General features: G+C 64.8%; 16 protein-coding genes. 6 read left to right on the top strand and 10 right to left on the bottom strand.

Annotation, left to right across the window (positions count from 1 at the left end; genetic code table 11):
* Positions 1-135: 135 nt before the first annotated feature.
* Positions 136-2463 (bottom strand): TonB-dependent receptor, encoded by a 2328-nt coding sequence (locus LH128_RS24575; protein WP_008832394.1) that lies wholly within the window; start codon positions 2461-2463, stop codon positions 136-138.
* A gap of 287 nt (positions 2464-2750) precedes the next feature.
* On the opposite strand from LH128_RS24575, the gene LH128_RS24570 reads away from it, so the two are divergent.
* Positions 2751-4586 carry a cation:proton antiporter gene (locus LH128_RS24570; protein ID WP_008832393.1) on the top strand — a complete coding sequence of 612 codons (1836 nt, stop codon included), beginning with the start codon at positions 2751-2753 and terminating at the stop codon, positions 4584-4586.
* Positions 4583-5194: an OmpA family protein gene (locus LH128_RS24565; protein WP_008832392.1), complete on the top strand. Its 612-nt coding sequence runs from the start codon at positions 4583-4585 to the stop codon at positions 5192-5194. Before LH128_RS24570 ends, LH128_RS24565 begins: the two co-directional genes overlap by 4 nt.
* Positions 5195-5200: 6 nt before the next feature.
* Here LH128_RS24565 and LH128_RS24560 read toward each other — a convergent pair whose 3' ends face one another.
* The 5 genes from LH128_RS24560 to LH128_RS24540 all read right to left on the bottom strand — a co-directional run bounded on the left by LH128_RS24560 (position 5201) and on the right by LH128_RS24540 (position 9329).
* A complete protein-coding gene (locus LH128_RS24560; protein ID WP_008832391.1) occupies positions 5201-5671 on the bottom strand; it encodes a hypothetical protein in 471 nt (156 codons plus the stop codon).
* A 13-nt stretch (positions 5672-5684) separates the two neighbouring features.
* A complete protein-coding gene (locus LH128_RS24555; RefSeq protein ID WP_008832390.1) occupies positions 5685-6674 on the bottom strand; it encodes a sterol desaturase family protein in 990 nt (329 codons plus the stop codon).
* A 190-nt stretch (positions 6675-6864) separates the two neighbouring features.
* A complete protein-coding gene (locus LH128_RS24550) occupies positions 6865-8211 on the bottom strand; it encodes an AtzE family amidohydrolase (RefSeq protein ID WP_008832389.1) in 1347 nt (448 codons plus the stop codon).
* A 2-nt stretch (positions 8212-8213) separates the two neighbouring features.
* Positions 8214-8420: a hypothetical protein gene (locus tag LH128_RS24545; protein WP_008832388.1), complete on the bottom strand. Its 207-nt coding sequence runs from the start codon at positions 8418-8420 to the stop codon at positions 8214-8216.
* A gap of 69 nt (positions 8421-8489) precedes the next feature.
* Positions 8490-9329 (bottom strand): DODA-type extradiol aromatic ring-opening family dioxygenase, encoded by an 840-nt coding sequence (locus LH128_RS24540; RefSeq protein ID WP_008832387.1) that lies wholly within the window; start codon positions 9327-9329, stop codon positions 8490-8492.
* 200 nt (positions 9330-9529) lie between these two features.
* Between LH128_RS24540 and LH128_RS24535 the strand changes: the two genes are divergently transcribed.
* Positions 9530-10789, top strand: a complete 1260-nt coding sequence (locus LH128_RS24535) for an MFS transporter (protein WP_008832386.1) — start codon at positions 9530-9532, stop codon at positions 10787-10789.
* 3 nt (positions 10790-10792) lie between these two features.
* On the opposite strand, the gene LH128_RS24530 is transcribed toward LH128_RS24535, so the two are convergent.
* Positions 10793-11668: a hypothetical protein gene (locus LH128_RS24530; protein ID WP_008832385.1), complete on the bottom strand. Its 876-nt coding sequence runs from the start codon at positions 11666-11668 to the stop codon at positions 10793-10795.
* A 256-nt stretch (positions 11669-11924) separates the two neighbouring features.
* Positions 11925-13016: an acetamidase/formamidase family protein gene (locus tag LH128_RS24525; protein WP_008832384.1), complete on the bottom strand. Its 1092-nt coding sequence runs from the start codon at positions 13014-13016 to the stop codon at positions 11925-11927.
* A 355-nt stretch (positions 13017-13371) separates the two neighbouring features.
* Here LH128_RS24525 and LH128_RS24520 point away from each other — a divergent pair, with 355 nt between their 5' ends.
* From LH128_RS24520 to LH128_RS24510, 3 genes are all read left to right on the top strand, one after another.
* Positions 13372-13857 (top strand): VOC family protein, encoded by a 486-nt coding sequence (locus LH128_RS24520; RefSeq protein WP_008832383.1) that lies wholly within the window; start codon positions 13372-13374, stop codon positions 13855-13857.
* A gap of 109 nt (positions 13858-13966) precedes the next feature.
* Positions 13967-15160 (top strand): aromatic ring-hydroxylating oxygenase subunit alpha, encoded by a 1194-nt coding sequence (locus LH128_RS24515; RefSeq protein WP_008832382.1) that lies wholly within the window; start codon positions 13967-13969, stop codon positions 15158-15160.
* Between the two features lie 40 nt (positions 15161-15200).
* Positions 15201-17507 carry an acetamidase/formamidase family protein gene (locus LH128_RS24510; protein WP_008832381.1) on the top strand — a complete coding sequence of 769 codons (2307 nt, stop codon included), beginning with the start codon at positions 15201-15203 and terminating at the stop codon, positions 17505-17507.
* 57 nt (positions 17508-17564) lie between these two features.
* On the opposite strand, the gene LH128_RS24505 is transcribed toward LH128_RS24510, so the two are convergent.
* Both LH128_RS24505 and LH128_RS24500 read right to left on the bottom strand, forming a co-directional pair.
* Positions 17565-18083 (bottom strand): energy transducer TonB family protein, encoded by a 519-nt coding sequence (locus LH128_RS24505; protein ID WP_081798960.1) that lies wholly within the window; start codon positions 18081-18083, stop codon positions 17565-17567.
* A gap of 282 nt (positions 18084-18365) precedes the next feature.
* Complete coding sequence (locus LH128_RS24500; protein ID WP_008832379.1) at positions 18366-19190, bottom strand: oxidoreductase; 825 nt, start codon at positions 19188-19190, stop codon at positions 18366-18368.
* Positions 19191-19284: the final 94 nt, after the last annotated feature.

Genomic DNA, 19284 nt, shown 5'->3' with positions numbered 1-19284 from the left:
TAGGAGGCAGGGCGCCCGAGGGGCAACCCACTAATTGCAAAAAAGGCAATTAAATTCAGCTCTGAACGTATCTTCCGGACACACGAACGCCCGCCCCTTTGAAGGGTGCGGGCGCCTGTGACTTATCCGGATGGATCAATACTTCAGCGAGAGGGTCGCGAAGGCCGAGCGACCCGGTGCGATCGTCGCGAAGTGGGTCGAGTAGGTCTTGTCGTAATACTTCTTGTTGGCGAGGTTCTGCACGTTCACGCGTACCTCGATGTTGTCAGTGATGGTGGCGGAAGCCGTCGCGTCGAAGCGCCAGTAGCTGGGGATCGAGCGTGTGATGGTGCCGTAGGTCGAGGCACCGTAACCGCCGTACTGCTTGGAGTTGTAGATCGCGCCGCCGCCGATCTGGAAGCGCTCGGCGATGTCGAACGTCGACCATGCGGTGAAGCTGTGCTTCGGCGTGTTCGGGAACGGCTTGCCGTTGTTGATGCTGGGCGTGATGACGGTGCCGACTTGGGTGTACCCACCATCGACGATCTTGGAGTCCATGTAGGTGTAGCCACCGAAGACGCTCCAGAACGGAAGCGGCTTGCCGTTGAAGCCCACTTCGACGCCCTTGATGTTGCGCTTGCCCTGGAAGACCACATCGGCGCCGTTGGTGATGCGGGCGTTGTCGGTGTCGGTCTTGAACAGTGCCAGGTTGAGGCCGAAGGCGTCATCGAAGAACGACCACTTAGTGCCGATCTCGTAGGACTTGGTGACTTCCGCCTTGAGATCAAGGGTGGTCAGCGCGGTCAGCGCGTTGCCTTCCTGGCCTTCACCGATCAGGCTGCCGGCCGGCGTGGACGACTTGGCGATCGAGACGTAGACGCTGCCGTTGGACATCGGCTTGAGAACGACGCCCGCCTGATAGTTCAGGAAGTGCTCCTTGTTCGACAGCACGACCGGAGCAGTGGTCGTCGAAATGGTCGTCGCCGTCGTGTCGAACCAATCGTAACGCAGGCCCAGGTTCAGCAGCAGGAAGTCGGTTACCGTCACGGTGTCTGCGGCATAGAGCGCGTAAGTCGTCGCTTCGGTCTTGCCGCTGATGGCGCTCTTGACCACGGGCACGACGGTGCCGTTGGTCTGCACGTTCTGCCACGGATCGTAAGGGTTGGGGTTGGTCAGGCTGGTGCAGTTGTAAGCCGCAATGTTCAACGTGCCGCAGCGACCGTTGGCACCACTCGTTGCCGTGGCGGTCGTGACGTTGGTGTTTACGTTGAAGGTACCGCGCTTCGACTGTTCCCAGCTGGCCTCGAAGCCGGTCGCGAACGAGTGCTCGATACCGCCGGTCATGAACTTGCCCGACAGGTCGAGTTGGCCGACCATCGAGTCCACGTCGCTCCAACGCGTGTTCGCTCGGCGCCACACCAGGCCGTTCTGCACGTTGCCCTGGCTGTCGTCGGGCTGGGTGATGATGTATGCCTGTTTGACGTTGGCATACTTGCCGGTCGCGCGCAGGCGGATCGTGTCTGACAGATCATGCTCGGCGCGCATCAGCAGTTCGTCGGTATTGGTCTTGCGGAAGTCGCGGTTGGCCAACCCGTAGAAGGTGCTACGCTTGACGTCGGCGGGCTCGATCTTCAGCAGGCTTGCCGAAGTCACCTGGGCAGCAGTGCGCTCGAACGGAATGCCCGGATCGGGAATGTCGTCGCTCTGCATGTGATAGTAGTTGATGAAGGCGCGGGTCGAAGTGCCCAGGCCCAGCGCCACCGAGGGCGAGATACCCCAGCGGTTGTAGGTCACCACGTCTCGCTTGGCGACGTCGGCATCGTGCCACATGCCATTGATGCGGATCGCCGCCATGTCGCCAAGTTGGTAGTTCGCGTCGATGGTCGCGCGCTTGTAGTCGTCGGTGCCGTAGCTGAGGTCGGCGCGCGCATCGGTGCCGAGGTGCGGCATCTTGCTGACGAGATTGAGGCTGCCGCCGGCGCTGCCGCGACCGCCCATGGTGGAATCGCTGCCCTTCACGACTTCGATCTGCTCGATCGCGAAGATTTCGCGCGACTGGCCGCCGACGCTGCGCACGCCGTCGATATAAGTGCTGCCCTGGGCGTCGAAGCCGCGGATGAACGGGCGATCGCCCTGCGGGTTACCGCCTTCACCGGCGCCGAAGGTAATACCCGGCACGGTCCGTAGAGCCTCGACGAACGTGGTCGAACCGCTTTCGCGGATCACCTGCGACGGCACGACGATGACCGTCTTGGGGGTGTCGAGCAGCGGCGCGGTGTACTTGGGCGAATCCGCCTTGTTCACACGGTACGGCGTTTCCTCGATCGCGGTGTCGGACACGGTGACCCCGCCCAGGCTGCGCGCGGCGGTGTCGCCTTCGGCATCCTGTGCGAGCGCAGGCGCGGCAGCGAAGCCCACGCACGAAAGCGCGAGATAGGCAGGCGCGACGCGCGCCGATGATAGGCGAAGGCGAGACTTGGACACTTTTTTACCCCTCATGCTTGTGTCGGAAATTTCGCCGCCGCTAATGCGAATGATTTGCGACAAAGGCAAGGGATAAAATGCCGCAATGTTGCGACAATGTTTGAGCATTGATGCAGCAAGGCCTGAAAGCTTGATCGGAAATCCGCCAAAGACGGGATTTTCGATAAGACACCAGCTTCATCTCGGGATGCGGATCTGGCTGTGAGATGGCCACGCGCCCGGGCTGCACCGTGTAAAAGCCGCATCCGCCGGTTACCTTTCCGGCGTTCAGCGGTTACCCCCTGCCTATGGAGCAACAAGCCCTTGTCTTCGCGCTGATCGGCATTCTCGGGATCGGCGCGCAGTGGATCGCCTGGCGTACCGGCTGGCCCGCAATCGCCCTCATGCTCGCCGCCGGTGTCCTTGCCGGGCCGGTGACCGGGCTGATCGTGCCGGAACGAACTTTCGGCGAACTCCTCGAACCGATGGTTTCGGTGGCGGTGGCGCTCATCCTGTTCGAAGGCGGCCTCAGCCTCAATTTCCGCGAATTGCGCAAGACCGAGGGCGCGGTGACGCGGCTCATGGTGATCGGCATCCCGCTGGGCTGGGTGCTCGGCACCCTCGCCTGCTATTATGTGGCGGGGCTCGTCTGGCCGGTCGCGATCCTGTTCGCGGGCATCCTCGTGGTGACCGGGCCGACGGTGGTGATCCCGCTGCTGCGCCAGAGCAACGTCGCCCCGCGCCCGCGCGCGATCCTCAAGTGGGAAGCGATCGTCAATGACCCCTTCGGCGCGCTCTGCGCCGTCATCACTTACGAGTACCTGCGCCGCGTCGACGAAGGCGGCACCCTGCTCTCGGTCGTCGCCGCGCTGCTGGGCGCGGCGGTGGTTGCCGGGCTCATCGGCTATGCCACGGCGCGCGCGATCGCCTGGGCTTTCCCGCGCGGCCACGTCCCCGAATATCTCAAGGCCCCGGTGCTGCTGGTGGCGGTGATCGGCACGTTCGTGCTGTCCAACCTGATCCAGCAGGAGACCGGCCTGCTCGCCGTAACGGTGATGGGCGTCGCGGTGGCCAACATGCGCCTCGATTCCCTGCGCGACATTCACCCGTTCAAGGAGAACGTCACCGTCCTCCTCATTTCGGGCGTGTTCGTGCTCCTGTCGGCGTCGCTCAACTTCGAGGTGCTGCGCCTGTTCGAGTGGCGCTTCATCGCCTTCCTCCTCGCGCTGCTGTTCCTCGTCCGCCCGGCAACGGTGCTGGTCGCGCTGGCCTTCAGCAAGATCCCGTGGAACGAGCGGTTGCTGGTCGCGTGGATCGCGCCGCGCGGTGTCGTCGCGGTCGCAGTCTCGGGCCTGTTCGCGTTGCGTCTCGATCAACTGGGATATGGCGATGGCAGCATCCTCGTCACGCTGTCGTTCTCCGTGGTGGTGGCGACGATCGTGGCGCACGGGTTCAGCATCCGCTTCGTCGCGCGCTGGCTCGGCGTCATGGGTGCGCCGCAGAAGGGGCTGCTGATCGTCGGCAGCACACCGTGGAGCCTGTCGCTTGCCCGCCAGCTCAAGTCGCTCGACCTGCCGGTGATGATTTCCGACGCCAGCTGGCAGCGCCTCGCCGCACCGCGACAGGCGGGTATTGCCACCTATCACGGCGAGATCCTGGCCGAGACGACCGAGGAACGGCTGGACCTCACGCAGTTCCAGGTGCTCGTTGCGACGACCGAGAACGAGGCCTACAATGCCCTCGTTTGTAACGAATTCGCGCCGGAAATCGGCCGCGATGCTGTATACCAGCTGGGCGGCAGCGGCGATGACGAGGACCACCGCAGCCTTCCCGAAGCCCTGCGCGGGCGCGCGATGTTCGCCGCCGGACACGGCGTCGAGGAGATCATGGAGCGCGAGACGGCGGGCTGGACCTTCCGCAAGACGCGGATCAGCGAGCAGTTCGACTTCACCGACGCCCGCTCCTCGCTGCCGGACGAGGCGGATATGTTGTTCGTGCTCCGCAAGGACGGCCGCATCCGCTTCTTCACCCATGCGTCGAGGCCGACGCCGCAGGCGGGGGACATCGTGGTGTCCTACGGCCCCTCGCGCCATTCCGATCCCGAAAACCCGGCCCAACCCCACAAGAAGGAGGCGACCGCATGAGAGGCTTCAAATTGCAGAAAGGCGCCGCGCACTGGCTGTCCGCCGCCGCGATCGGGCTTGCCGTCAGCGCCTGCCAGCCCGGCAAGGCCCCGCAGGACGACCAGAGCGAAGCAGCGGCCGATGCCTCCGAAGCGATCGAGCCGGAGTTGGTAAAGAAATCGATCATTCGCGCGGAGATTGATCCCGCGCCAAGCGAAACCCCGGTGCTGCAGCCGGAAACGATCGTCGTCCCGTTCCCCGCCAAGGGTTCCGAGCCTGACGCGGCGGGCCTCGCGATGATCGACGATCTGATGACGCACCCTTCGTTCCGGGCTGGCGGCCCGATCACCATCTGGGGTCACAGCGATTCCAAGGGGTCCGATGAGCAGAACCTCGCCGCCTCGCGCCGCCGGGCCGAGGCCGTGCGCGGCTATCTGGTGAAGAAGGACGTGCCGCGCGACCGCATCACCGTGATCGCCCTCGGCGAAGCGCGGCCGATCGCGCCGAACCGCAACCTCGACGGCACCGACGATATGGAGGGCCGGGCGAAGAACCGGCGGGTGGAGATCAAGGTCGATCTGCCCACACCGCCGCAGGCCGAGGAAACCCCGGCCGCGAAGCCGGAGTAAAGCGGGTCAGACCGGTGCGATTTCGGTGACAGGGTCCACGTCAGCAAGGCTCTTGCGGAAGGCCGATCGGATCAGCCACGGCTCCAGAATCCGGCCGACGACGTAGAGCACCGTGAAGATACCGGCGAACACGAAAGCCGGATTGCGCGATTCCTTGAGCAGCCACGCGATGCCGAGGAACAGGAACGGCAGGAAGAAGCAGAACTGAAGGGTCGGGCTGTTCAGGTCGTAGCGCAGTTCGGCGCCTTGCCCGTCATCCTCCACCCACAGCGTGCCGTGGTTGAATATGGCCATCCGGTCCTGCGCGATCGGGTCCTTCTTGCTGAAGGCCAATGTGTCGCCATCGATGCGGAAGGTCGTGCCGACCGCGCGAAACAAGTGATCGAGGCGGGCGAAGACGTCCCGGGGCGCACGCCGCACATCGAGCGCTAAGGATCCCCGAACACGCCAGATCCGGTCTATGAAGGGAAGGTCCACGCGAAAGTCTCCCTTATTCGGCCGGGACGGCGGCGGGCTGGAAGCGAACCTGAATGGTGGACTTCGTGGTCCTCCAGGCTTCGGTGAAGGGGTAGGTCATCTGCTCGCGGATCGACATGCGGCGGCCGCCTTCCATGCCGAGGAGTTCCGCTTCGCCATCGACGCAAGTGCCGAACATGCGGTCGATGAAAATGTAGGTGCCCGCGTAGTTGCTGCGGCTCGCCTCGAAGTCCTGCGAGTGGTGGACGCTGTGGTGCTCGGTGGTGTTGAACAGGAAGCGCCACAGCCGGGGGGTGTTGAAGCGCACGTTGATGTGCTGGTACGTGCCGACCGCCATGCCGATCGCTCCGGCCAGCAGCGCCGCGCGCGGCAGGAAATCGAAGAACCCGCCGATGCCGAGCCCGATCAGGAACAATTCGACCGGATTCCCGACCGCACCCTTGTTGATGTTGAGCTGCGTGATGTAGTGATGGACCGAATGGGTGAGCCATAGCGGATACCAGTTGTGCATGCCGCGATGCATCCAGTATTGCCCGAAATCGAAGATGAACGAGATCAGGAACGCCTGAAAAAGCAGGGGCATCTCCTTGAAATAGGCGAATTTCTCCCAGTCGAAAGCATGCTGGATGGCCCCGACCATGGCGTCGCTGCCGATGTGCTTGCCGGCATACTTGACCAGCGTATAGCTGATGCCGACGTAGAACAGGTCGGTGACCAGTTCCTTCCATGTAAGCCGCCAGCTATCGTGGCGCGGGTTCACCCATTCGAGGCAATAAAGCAGCGCCTTAAAACCGATCCCGATGCCGATCGCGGTCGAGGCCTTGGCGATGGAATCGGGTGCGCAGAGCCAGAAGGTCACCAACGCGATCAGCACTGCAGGCTGAAACCAAGTGAAGACGAACTGTTTCACCGGGCTGCCCTCTACGCGCGGGATGTTTTCCCAGCCCACCGTGACCGGCGACTGCGTGCCGATCAGCCTCTTGCCTACGCGAACTCCGTCCATATCACCCGCCCTCGTAATACCCGACCACCCACATCGGTAATACTAAACTTTGATATGGTAATACCAAACCTTTGCGGCTGTCCATTCCCTCTTTGTGCACTGCAAAAATAATGTCACGAAATCCGGATTTCTGCCGTCTTCCGCTATACAAGTGGGCTCCGGCCCCGCGCATCGCCCTTTGCGCTGGCCATCACTCGGGCGGGAGCGGCACCGCACAAAGGCCCTTGTCGATCAACTGCCGCGCCGCGCGAAAGAGCAGTGGCTCATGTCCGGCCGCGCTGATCAACTGGATGCCCAGCGGCATAGCGAAGTCGCCCGCTAGCGGCAGCACCAGCGCGGGCAGCCCCATCAGGCTGATCGGCTGCGTGTAGATGCCAAGGTGGCTGCGAGCCGGGATCGTCTTGCCCTCGAACGTCATCACCGGATCGGCAATGGTCGGTGCGAAGCCCGGCGCGGCGGGGGTGAAGAGGACGTCGGCCAGCTCGAACTGGCGGCGCAGGCGCGCCTGAATCCAGCTCCGGAAACGCTGCGCGGCAAGGTAATCGTCGCTCGGCAATAGCAGACCTGCCAGCATGCGATCGCGCACCGGGGGCTCGAATTGCATCGGGTCGGCCTCCAGCGCGGGGCGGTGCAGGCTGGCACCCTCGGCCGCGATAATGACCGAGGCGGCGGCGCGGGCAATCTCGGAATGGGGCAGTTCGAAGCTGATGCGGCCGAGGCGGCTCCAGAACGCATCGAGCGGTCCGCGCATCTCTTCGGAAATGTTGTCGTCGAACCAACTCATCAAGCGGCCGAAGGAAATCTCGCCGCGCAGGGGCTCCTGCCGCTCGGGTGCGCCTTCGCGCAGGATCGTGCGGACCAGCGCCACGTCATCGAGATCGCGGCCGAGCACGCCCACGACATCGAGGCTCTCCACGAAAGGATACATGCCTTCGCGCGGTAGGTCGCCGTAAGTGGGCTTGAGGCCGATTACCCCGGTCAGCCCCGCAGGCACGCGCAGCGATCCATTGGTGTCGAAAGCAAGGCTGAGCGGGACCACGCCAGTAGCCACCGCCACTGCCGAACCGCCCGCCGCGCCGCCCGCGACGCGCGAAGGATCGTGGGGGTTGCGCGTCGTGCCGTACTCGGCATTCATGGTGACGAAGCCGTAGCCGAATTCGTCCATGTTCTGCGTGCCGACAAGCACCGCGCCCGCTGCTTCGAGCAGCGCGATCGCCTTGGAGTCACGGCTGGCGAACGCCGCATTGCGCCGTGTGCGCGACCCTGCGGTGGTGATCTCTCCGGCCACGTCGAACAGGTCCGCCACGCCGAAGGGCACGCCTGCCAGTGGGCCGGGATCGAGCCCAGCCTCGACCAGCTTGTCGACCGCCGCCGCCCGCGCCAGCGCACGCCGGCGCAGCAGCCGCGTGAAACCGCTACGCTCGCCGCCGAGTTGCTCGGCCTTGTCGAAAGCCTTCGTCGCCAGTTGCACGGCCGAAATTTCGCCGCCGCGCACCCTGGCGGCCATGACGATAGCGGATGACGGCGCGAGGGACATGCTCAAGCCTCGAACCGCATGGCGCTGGCACTGCGCGGATCGAGCGCAAAGGCGCGCAAGGTGGCGACGTGGTCCTGCAGGACGATCAGGTTGGACAGGACGCCCGGCAAGCACTCGTCAGGAGCGGAAACGCCCGCCTCGGCCATGCGTGTGCGCAGGCTGCCCTCGCTCGGAGGTGCCGCTTTTCCGCTCGTTTCGGCCACCAGCATGATCTCCCTCGCTCGCCATCGATCGAAGGGCCACCCTTACAGTCTTGCGATCTAGCGGCAAGGGGGCCTTTACCCGAACCGATAGGCCGAGATGTCCGCCATCATGACGTTGTCACCGAACACCTTGCGTCCGGCCGAGACCCCACCCGCCCCGGCCGCTACCATCAGCGGCAGCAGATGCTCCTCGCGCGGGTGCGACTGGCGGCCCGCAGGCGCCTCGGCCCAGTGAGAAAGCAACGTTTCACGCTCTTTGGGCGTGGCTTCGACCGCTCCCGTCAGCCATTGGTCGAACACCGCCGAGGGGCGGGTCGCCGCAGGTGTCCGGAAGCCGCGCATGTTGTGGTAGCTCATGCCCGAGCCGACGATCAGCACGCCCTCCTCGCGCAGCGGCTCCAACGCCTTGCCTGCGGCGATATGCTCGGCGGGATCGAGGTCCGCCTTGAGCGAAAGCGGCACGACCGGGATCGTAGCGTCCGGATCGACCAGCAGGAAGGGTACGAATACACCGTGATCGAAGCCGCGGGCGGGATCGGTGCGGGCGGGCAGGCCCGCACCCTTCAGCAGTTCCACGACGCGCTCCGCCAGCGCGGGGGAGCCCGGCGCCGGGTATTTCAGCTCGTAAGTATGCGGCGGGAATCCGTAGTAATCGTAGATCATCCCCGGCTCTACCGCGGTAGATGCGGTGAATGCCGACTCCTCCCAATGGCCCGAGATCACGACGATACCCTTCGGCTTTTCCGGGAGTGTCGAGACGAGCGCGCGCAGCCACGCCTCGGTCTTGTCCCACGTGTCGGCGGGGCCGCCCATCACCGACCAGTCCATGAAGAAGCACGGACCGCCTCCATGCGGAATGAAAAAGGTGGGCATCTGCGTCGAGGAAACCGTCATGTCGGCCGTCTGAGCATTCATCTTGGCGAATCGTCCCTGGTTGATCTCGCGGGCAATTTTCGACCCCACGGGTCGCTGGGTGCAAAGTCGGGTCGAGCGCGCTCTCGTGCAAGGACCCATAGTTGACGGCGCGCGAAGGAATTGTTGCGGCGCACCTATAAACACTTGGGATCGGCGCGCGGCGGGCCTTTACTCCGGCAATCGGAACCGGAGACCTGCCCATGCCGAGCGCTTCTACCCGCCTTGCGATCGCTGCCACTACCGGCAACCTCGTGTGCCTCACTGCCGCGATCAGCGCGACCTTCGGGACGTTCCTGGTGCCGATCTCGCAGGACCTGGGCTGGTCGCGCGCGGCGGTGTCGGGCGTGCTGGGCCTAATCGCGATCATCGCGGCGGCAAGCTATCCGTTGATCGGGCGCACCATGGACCGTGTCGGAGCACGACCCATGATCATGGGAGGCAACGTGGCCCTCGCGCTGCTGGTGGCCAGCCTGTCGCAGACGAGCGGCAGCCTCTGGCTGTTCTACCTCCAGTACGGTCTCATCGGGCTGGCGGGCGCGACATGCGCCTCGCCGATGATCGCCAAGATCGTGTCGAACTGGTTCGACGCCCGGCGCGGGCTGATGCTGGGGGTGACTGCCGGGATCGGCAACGGCGTCGGCGCGACCTTGATGCCGGTAGTGGCAGGCATCCTGCTGCCGCTGATCGGGTGGCGCGCGACGTACGGCGCGATCGGCGCGATCGTTCTGCTGCTGGGCTTTCCGATCATGTGGTTCTGGCTGCACGACACGCCCGGCCACGTCTCCCGCAAGGACGATGAACCCGAGCGCGTGTTCGAGGGCATGACGTTGCGCGAGGCGGCATCGACCCGCCGCTTCTGGCTGCTGTTGCTCGCCGTTGCGAGCGGCGCGGGAGGCATGACGGCGGTGTTCACCCATGTCGTGCCGATGATGACCGATCGCGGCTTCGGCCTTGGCCAGGCGACCGGCGTTGTCGCGACTTTCGCGCTTGTCACGGCGGCGTGGCAGGTGGTGACCGGCGGAATGCTGGACAAGCTGCGCACGCCGCTGCTGATCGTGCCGATGTATGCCGCCGCCATGGCGGGTCTTGGGCTTCTGCAGTTCGGACAGGGCGGTCTTGCCGCCACCGCCGCAGGCGTCCTGCTCGGTATCGGCATGGGCGCGGAATATGCGGCGTTGCCCTACTTCTGCTCGCGCTACTTCGGCCTCAGGCATTTCGGATCGATCAACGCGGTGCTCTACGCCGCCGTCATCCTGGCACAGGGACTGACCCCGGCGGCGATGGATCTCAGCTACGGGGCCACTGGCTCCTATAACGAGGCTGCACTGGCGATCATCGTGGTGCTGGGAGCGGGAATGGCCCTGCTGTTCTTCCTCCCTGGCATCGGTGCCGACGGGCGCACCCGCGTACGTCCGGTCAAGCCCGTTGCCTCCGGAGATCTCGCAATGGCGGCAGGTTGATGCTCAGGGATGCCCGCTGAGCGTACGGACCCGATCGATCGACGACAGGCTCTCCCCCACCCATCGGTCGAAAGCGTCGATGAGGGTCTGGGACAGTTCCACATAGTCCCCCGGCCGCTCGGACAGCGTGACGAAACCACGCTCCGCCGCACCCTTGAGCACGTTGCGGACATGGGTGCGCGAGACACCGCCCTGCCCGCCGGCCCGCGAATAGAAGCCCGGCGCCGTGCGATTGTCCGGATTGCCGCGTACGGACTGCATCAGGATCATCAGCACCCGAAAGCCCACTGCCTCCTGCACGAAATAGTCCATCGGCGGGTTGGCGCTCATGATCTCGTTGGCGATCTCGAGCGTTCTTAGCCCGGCGATGCGGAAGGCCTTCTGGTAACTTGTCCGTCGTTCCAGCACCGGACGGTAATCGACCTCCGGACGCAGCAGCGCGAGCGGTGCGTGGAATACCCCCAGCCATTCGCAATCGGCCGCGACCCCGCGCTCGGTGGCGCGCAGCAGCCGGGCTCGGCGATCCCTGGGGTCAGGCACGACATTCAGCAGCAGGTCCCGGCGCAAGTTGGCAACGAGATCGGCGATCCGCCTGCCGGGTGCTATACCCATGTTGGGCAGCACTTCGTTCAGCACCTGCATCGATACACCGCCCGCCGGATCGTCGGGATCGCGCAGCGCGTCGAGCGAGGCGATCAGCATGAACGTAACCCCCTTCTCGTATTCGATAAGCGTGCGCAGCCGAGCGTCGTCAATGTAAAGGCCTGCCAGCCCGTCGATGAGCAGCACCTTGGCATCCTCGAAGCGCGGATGCGCGCGTACTTGCGCGATCGAGATATGCGTATCGCCGGCACTACCGGCCCTCCAGTTCGTGTCCATCAGCCCCTCGTCGCCGCAACAGCCCCCGACGAAGCCGCGGCGAGGCTTCGTTAACGATAAGCTAGTGGATTTTACGGATTTTCGTAGCCGTTCAAGCAGCGATGGCAAAAAAATGACCCGGTGGCCGATAAGGCCCCGGGTCAGGCTGAAAGGCGGATAAGTTCCGTCCTTCGGGTCGCCTCGGTCGGATACCCCGATGGAGCCGAAAGGCAACGGAACAATTTCGTAGTATTTCAGAGTCCTTGGCCACGTATCTTCAGGTCGGGTCGATGACGGTGCCCTTGCCCGGGAAGATGCGCCGCTCGATGCGTGCGTGGACGCCCAGCGTGCCGTCCACCACTTGCGTCACGCCGAAATCGGCCGCCACGCTCATCAGCGAATAGGCGTCCTCCTTGCTCAGCCCCTGCTGTTCGTGGAGCAGGTGGAGCATGTCCATCGAACAGTTCTTCATCGCCTGGTCGAGATCCTCGCCGAAGCCGTGGACGATCCAGTTCTCGGGCGTCTCCAGCAATGGAGATGGGAAGGAAAAGTCCTTGCGCAGGATGATCTGGAACAGGCAGTCGAGCGACGCCTCGATCGCGGTGCCACTGATCTCGCCGTCACCCTGGCTGACGTGGGGGTCGCCGATCGAGAACAGCCCGCCCTTGACCTGGCACTTGTAGAACATCGTCGAGCCCGCGCCGATGCGCCAGTTGTCGATGTTGCCGCCATGCAGCCCCGGCGGGATGGTCGAGACCGGCGCATCCACCGCCGGCGCCACGCCCGCCGTGCCCAGATGCGGACGGGCGGGGATGGTGATGCCGGGCAGCGCCGGGTGCCGGTCGCACACCGGGCAGTTGGTGATGGTGCCGGGGACGAGGTATTCGCCCGGGAAATCGTAGGCATAAAGGGCGTGGGCGGTGTTCGCGCTGGGGTCCAGCTCGTAGATCGTCACCCGCTCCTTCCTGCCGAACTCCTCATACAGATGCCCCCAGTTCGCCGCGAGGTTGGAGCCGTAGTTGTTGCGCGGCGTCATCTGCAGATAGCGCACCTCGATCATGTCGCCCGGCTCGGCGTCCTCGATGTAGATCGGGCCTGTCATGATGTGGACGCCGGGCGCGCGGCTGGCGGGATCGACCTCGCGGAAGATGCGCTCCACGCCTTCGTCGAACATCAGTTCGGGCGCATCGCCTGCATGGTGCGTGATCGCCTCGGCCTGCACCAGATCGCCACTTTTGATCCTGAGCGCCGGCTTGATCTCGGGCGAGAAGTAGCCCCAGTGGATCGTCTCCGGCGTGGCCTTGAGATGCCAGATCGCCGAGGGCCGCGTGTCCGCCTTCGCCGATGTCAGAGTGGTGACCGAAGCCATGCAGTGTCCTTTGTAGAGTGGAGGATCGACCGCTTCACTCTCTCCCGAGGGACGAAAAGGGTCTTGGCCGTCAGCGCACTGGTAGTTGGCAGCGCGGTGAACTGCGGGGGCTGCGAGAGGCCGCGCCTGCCCCTTCGACAAGCTCAGGGTGAGCGGGGTTGGGGGTAAGCCTCCCGACTCCGCTCCGGGAGAGTGAATTCGGAGGAAACCTCCAATTCCGCTCAGGCTGAGCCTGTCGAAGCCCCCGCGCCACACGCCCGCCCACCTCGCGTCAACAAACCGGACGCTTGCCGCCAAGAGCCGCGCGCGCATCTGGCGCAGACCGTGAGGCACACGAGAAGGAAGCCCAAACCCCATGCCCAACACGCTCATCTTCGTAGACCTGCCCGCCGACGATCCGGCCGCCGCCGGGCGCTTCTACGCCGAAGTCTTCGGCTGGCGCGACGATCATAAGCCCGAGGGCGTCTATCACCGCATGGTGCCGGGCGGCATGTTCCCCAATCCCGACGGCACCGACAGCCAGATCGGCAACCTGCATGTCGGCATCTTCGACCCCGCCAACGCCCGCCCGCACCCGGACGCCGAAGGCATCGCCCCGCGCGAAATCGCCAAGGAGGGCCGGAAACCGCGCATCTGGGTGCTCATCAGCGACGACGACACCCCCGAACGCATCCTTTCCGCCGCCGAGGAGCGCGGTGCCACGGTGCTGTGGCGCAACCACTTCTGGGGTACTTTCAACGGCCTCAACCACTGCTTCCGCGATCCCTGGGGCAACGAGATCCTGCTCTGGGGCAAGGCCGGAGATCCTCCCAGGATTCCAGACGATTACACCCACGAGTAAGCCTTTCTCGCAAATGCAATATTGCCTTCGCAGGTGCCGCATGCACAAATGCACCTGACGGCACTCAACGGCACCTAGCGTACCCATAACAGCACTCAGGATGGTCACCATGCCCGCGCCAACCATGACGGACGACTTCATCGAATCCCTCTCCGCCTCGGCCGTGAACCTCGAGGACGCGGTCACGCTGCCGCCCTCGTGCTACACCTCTCAAGACTTCTACGAATTCGAGAAGGACGCGCTCTATTACGCCGAGTGGCAGTGCGTCGGGCGCGAGGACTGGATCCCGAAGCCGGGCGATTACTTCACCACCCGCACCATCAACGAGCCGATCATCGTCTCGCGCACCCTCGAAGGGCAGGTGCGGGCGATGTCGGCGGTGTGCCAGCACCGCGCGATGCTGGTGGCCGAGGGCAGCGGCAACGCACGCGGGTTCCTGTGTCCCTACCACCACTGGAGCTACTCGCTCGACGGCACGCTGGTGGCGGCCCCGGCGATGAACAAGACCTGCAATTTCGACCGCAAGGCGAACAGCCTGCCGCGCTTCGCGGTCGAGATCTGGAACGGCTTCGTCTTCATCAACTTCGACGAGAACGCCGCGCCCCTCGCCCCCCGCCTGATCGGGGTGGCCGAGGCGATCGCGGGCTACGACCTCGCCTCTGCCGAGGGTCCGAAGCCCGATGAGGGCGCCAGGCTCCCGTGGAACTGGAAGGTGATGTTCGAGAACAACAACGACGGTTACCACGCCAGCCGTCTCCACGCCGGGCCGCTGCATGACTTCGTGCCGTCCGGCAAGGCCGAGTTCCCGCATTCCGAACCCGAGGACGCCGGGTTCCTGCGCTTCAACGGCACGCTCCACCCCGACGCCAGCTTCAACGCCACGCAGCGCGCGGTGCTGCCGATCTTCCCGGGCCTTTCGGATGAAATGCGCAACCGGATGACCTTCGCCAACGTGCCGCCCTCGCTCAGCCTCATCATGATGAGCGACATGGTGATCTACCTGATCCTGCGGCCCGACGGCCCGGAATCGCTGGAAATGGACACCGGCCTGCTGTTCGCCCCCGGCGCGATGAAGGACCCTACGTTCGACCACAAGCTCGACATGAACATGCGCGCCACCGCACACATCATCGCGCAGGATTTCCACGTCGACGAACTGGTGCAGAAGGGCCTGCGCTCGCGCTTCGCCCCGCGCGGCCGCTATTCGTGGCAGGAAGGTGCGCAGGGCCAGTTCAACAAGTGGCTGGTCCACCGTTACCGCGCTGCACACAAGCGTCTGGCGGGATTGGAAACAGTGAGTTAGGCTGCCCCCTACAGGGTTACACAACAAGGATAATTCCGGCATGACCGGCGTGCGCTTGACCACCAATGCTTATCCCCACGACCAGCGATTGCAGGCGTGGCGTTTCGCATTGCAGCGCGTGTCGCTGGAACTGGAATCCGAGAACGAGGACATCTACGGAGACCTCGTCAGCTTCACCAGCGGGCAGAAGATCCAGTTCGTCCGCTGCACCGGCACCGCGCAGGCGATGACCCTCGACTTCCGGCAGGAGGCGCGCTGTTTCTGGCTCGTCCTCCTGCTCGAAGGGCGCATTGCCGCCAGCAGCGGAGACCGCGAAGTGGAAATCGGCGAGGGCGACATGGTCTACGGCGGCGGCGACACCCGCTGCCGCATCGCCATGGAAGGCGATTTCCGCCTGCTCATCGTCAAGGTGCCGCACAGCCTGCCCGCGCTCAAATCCCGCTCGCAGCTGCCGACCGAGATCAGCGACCTCATCGCCGACACCGCCGTGGGTCGCATGATGTCGAGCCTGCTGCGCACCGTGGCCGACACCATCCTCGACATATCAGACGACCAGATCCGCCCGGTCGAACTGGCCCTGCCCGAGATGATCGCCGCCACCCTGCTCGACCGCGCGCCCGCCAAGCAATTGGGCGGCGCGGCGGGCGGGCGCGCGGCGATCCTGGAGCGGGTGTTCCAGTCGATCGAGATGCGGCTGTCCGACCCCAACCTCAACACCCACCAGATCGCCGCCGAGCACAACATCTCGCCGCGCTACCTGCAGAAGCTGTTCGAGAGCCACGGCGAAAGCTTCGGCCATTACGTGAAGCTGCGCAGGCTGGAGCGCTGCCGCCTCGATCTCGGCAGCCCGCTCCATGCGCAGCGCTCGATCTCGGAAATCCTGTTCCAGTGGGGCTTCAACGACAGCGCCTCGTTCTCCCGCGCCTTCCGCGAGCAGTACGGGATGAGCCCGCGCGAGTATCGCAAGTCCCCCGAGATCGCGACGAGCGCGGCCGAAACTCCGCGCCGCGGACGGCCCGAAAAAGCGCGCGACGTGCGCATGGACAACCGCGAGCCGCCCAGCGTCCTCAGCGGACTACCCAGCCTCGACGATGCCGCAAGATCGCGCCGCCACCACTTTCTGCCCGCGCGGCCCGACACTATCCACTGGGGCTATTTCAGCCGCTCGCTGCAACCCGCGCTCGAAGTCCGCTCGGGCGACTACGTCACGATCGAAACGCTGACCCACCACGCCAACGACGATGCCGAGCGCATGATCGAGGGCGATGCGGGCGCCGAGGCGGTGTTCCACTGGACCACCGACGGCAAGGCGGTGGAACGGCGCGGCGCCGGGCCGTTCGACGCCTCGGCCCTAGGTCGCGGCCCCGGCGAGGGTTTCGGCGTCCACATCTGCACCGGGCCGATCGCGGTCGAGGGCGCCCGCCCCGGCGACGTGATCGAGGTCCGCATCCTCGACATGGAGAACCGCCCCAGCCAGAACCCGCTGTTCGCCGGGCGCGCCTTCGGCTCCAACGTCGCGGCCTACTGGGGCTATCACTACAATGACCTCCTGACCGAGCCCAAGCAGCGCGAGGTCGTGACGATCTACGAGATCGACAACGAGCCCGGCGGCGCCACCGCGCAGGCGGTCTACTCCTATCGCTGGACCCCGCAGACCGACCCTTCGGGCGTGGTCCACGAGCGCTACGACTATCCCGGCGTGCCGGTCGATCCCGAGACCATCACCCGCAACTTCGACGTGCTGCGCGACGTGACGATCCCGGTGCGCCCGCACTTCGGCGTGATCGCGCTGGCGCCCGCACATTCGGAACTGATCGATTCGGTGCCGCCCGCCAACTTCGGCGGCAATATCGACAACTGGCGGCTGGGGGCGGGATCGAGCTGCTTCCTGCCGGTGGGGGTGCCGGGCGGGCTGCTGTCGATGGGCGATCCCCATGCCAGCCAGGGCGACAGCGAACTGTGCGGCACCGCCATCGAATGCTCGATGACGGCGGTGATCCAGGTGATACTCCACCCCGCCAAGACCAGCCGCAAGTACATCCGCGACATCGATTATCCGCTGATCGAAACCAAGGACGAATGGGTGATCCTGGGCTTCTCGCACCCGGAATACCTCAAGGAACTGGGCGCGAACGCACAAAGCGAGGTCTACAAGCAATCGTCGATCGATGCCGCGATGCGCGATGCGTTCCGCAAAGCGCGGCGGTTCCTGATGACCTTGCGCGATCTGACCGAGGACGAGGCGATCTCGCTGCTCTCGGTGGGGGTGGATTTCGGGATCAGCCAGGTCGCCAACGGCAACTGGGGCGTGCATGCGGTGATCCGCAAAAGCCTGTTCGCCGCCTGAAGCAGCGACCGTGCGCCCGCATGGGCAGGCGCACGGTCGAGGCGGGGGCGCGCGGCGTCAGCCTTTCGGGGGGACGAGTTCGAGCATCGCCGTGGTCGCCCCGCTGCGGCCGACCCATGCATTGCTGCGGGCAGCATCCTCGCGCAGCCGGGTCATGTTCCTTTGCGCATAACCCTCCGAATTGGCGAAGAGAACGCGCACGATATACTGTTGGTCATGCCCCACCCCGCGCGGCAGCGGGTGAAGCGTGGCGATGCGCTCCACCGCGCGCACCGTTGCGCGGTCGAGGTCGCCGTGACCCGAAGTCTTGTAGAGTTGGACTTGTGAAGGCACGCCGTCTTCGCTGCAATTGAACTTGACGGCGACGATGCCTTCGCTGGCCGGCATCGTGCCCATCGGAGCCGGATACCTGACCTTACGCTCGAATTGTCGGAACACGTTCTCCGACCAGTTCTGGACGCTCGGCGGCGCAATGACGGAAAGCGTATCGGTCGCGGTTTCTGCCCGGCCGCCACTCGGCGCTACGCACAAAGTAAGACCCACGACAGCGGCTGCAACAAACTTCTGCCTGTTCATTGGAGTACCCTCCCAATGCGTCTCACATCGACCTCAGACAAGCAATATATGACGCGCAAGACGCAATTTTACATATTTTCATGAAAAACGACTCGTTTATTGCGCGAACCCTGGATCAATATTAAATCAAAATACGCACGCTGAGAGTCGACCAGATCACATAACGCGAATTAGTGTAGATTACTTTGCCTCGACATTGCTGCATATGCCGAGCGCCAGCATCAAAATCGCCATGGTTTCATGTGCATGCCAAGGGTTTGTCAGAAACGCCCTCATCCGAGATTATTTTGCAGCCACTGCCGTCGTCAGATGCATCCAGGTGTCGAATTGCCCTTGGAGCATCGCGAACTCCCCTTTGGCGTAGCCCAAGGCATCCTCTCCCAGCAGCAACACCAGCGGCGGCTCCGGCGCGGCGATGGCCGTCACAATCGCTTGCGCAATCATCATCGGATCGCTCGGTTCCTCGCCATGATGGCCGGTCAGTACCTGCCGCGCGACGTGCGCAGTCCCGGCATAGTCGGCGATCGAGGGCTCGGCCCCCAGCAGCCGCGAGGCGGCGAACTCGGTGCGCATGCCCCCTGGAGCTACGTTGGTCACCTTGATGCCGAGCGGCCCCACCTCCTGCGCCAGCGTGCGCCCGATGCAGTCGAGCGCGAACTTGCTGGCGCCGTAGATACCGGTGCCGTTCCAGCAGGCCATGCCGCTGATAGACCCGACATTGACGATATGGCCGGACTTTCGCGCCCGCAGGTACGGCAGCGCCGCCTGAATCACTGCCAGCGCCCCCCAGACGTTGACGTCGAACAGCGCCTTCGCGTCATCGATCGGCGTTTCCTCGATGGCCCCGGTATAGCCGAGGCCTGCGTTGTTCACGACCACGTCGAGGCCGCCGGTGCGCTCCTCGGCCGCATCGAACACCGCCTTCACCGCGCCGAGGTCCGTCACGTCGAGGACCATGCCGATGGCCCTCTCCCCCATCGCCTCGAAGGCGGCGACGGCATCGGCGTTGCGCACCGTGCCGACGACGGTATGCCCGGCGTCCAGCGCGGCTTGCGCAATGGCGCGGCCGAGCCCGGTGCTGACGCCGGTGATGAACCAGTTGCTCATGTCGAACTCCCTCACGAATACCCGGCGCACCTAGCGCGAGCAGGCCGACGCATCTATGCCCCTCGCGCCCGATGCCTTGAGCGGCGACAACAGC

Source organism: Sphingomonas sp. LH128, from assembly GCF_000293195.2.
Taxonomy (GTDB): Bacteria; Pseudomonadota; Alphaproteobacteria; order Sphingomonadales; family Sphingomonadaceae; genus Novosphingobium; species Novosphingobium resinovorum_A.
The sequence above is the reverse complement of the archived record's forward strand: the minus strand, read 5'-3'. Positions and strand labels throughout refer to the sequence as shown.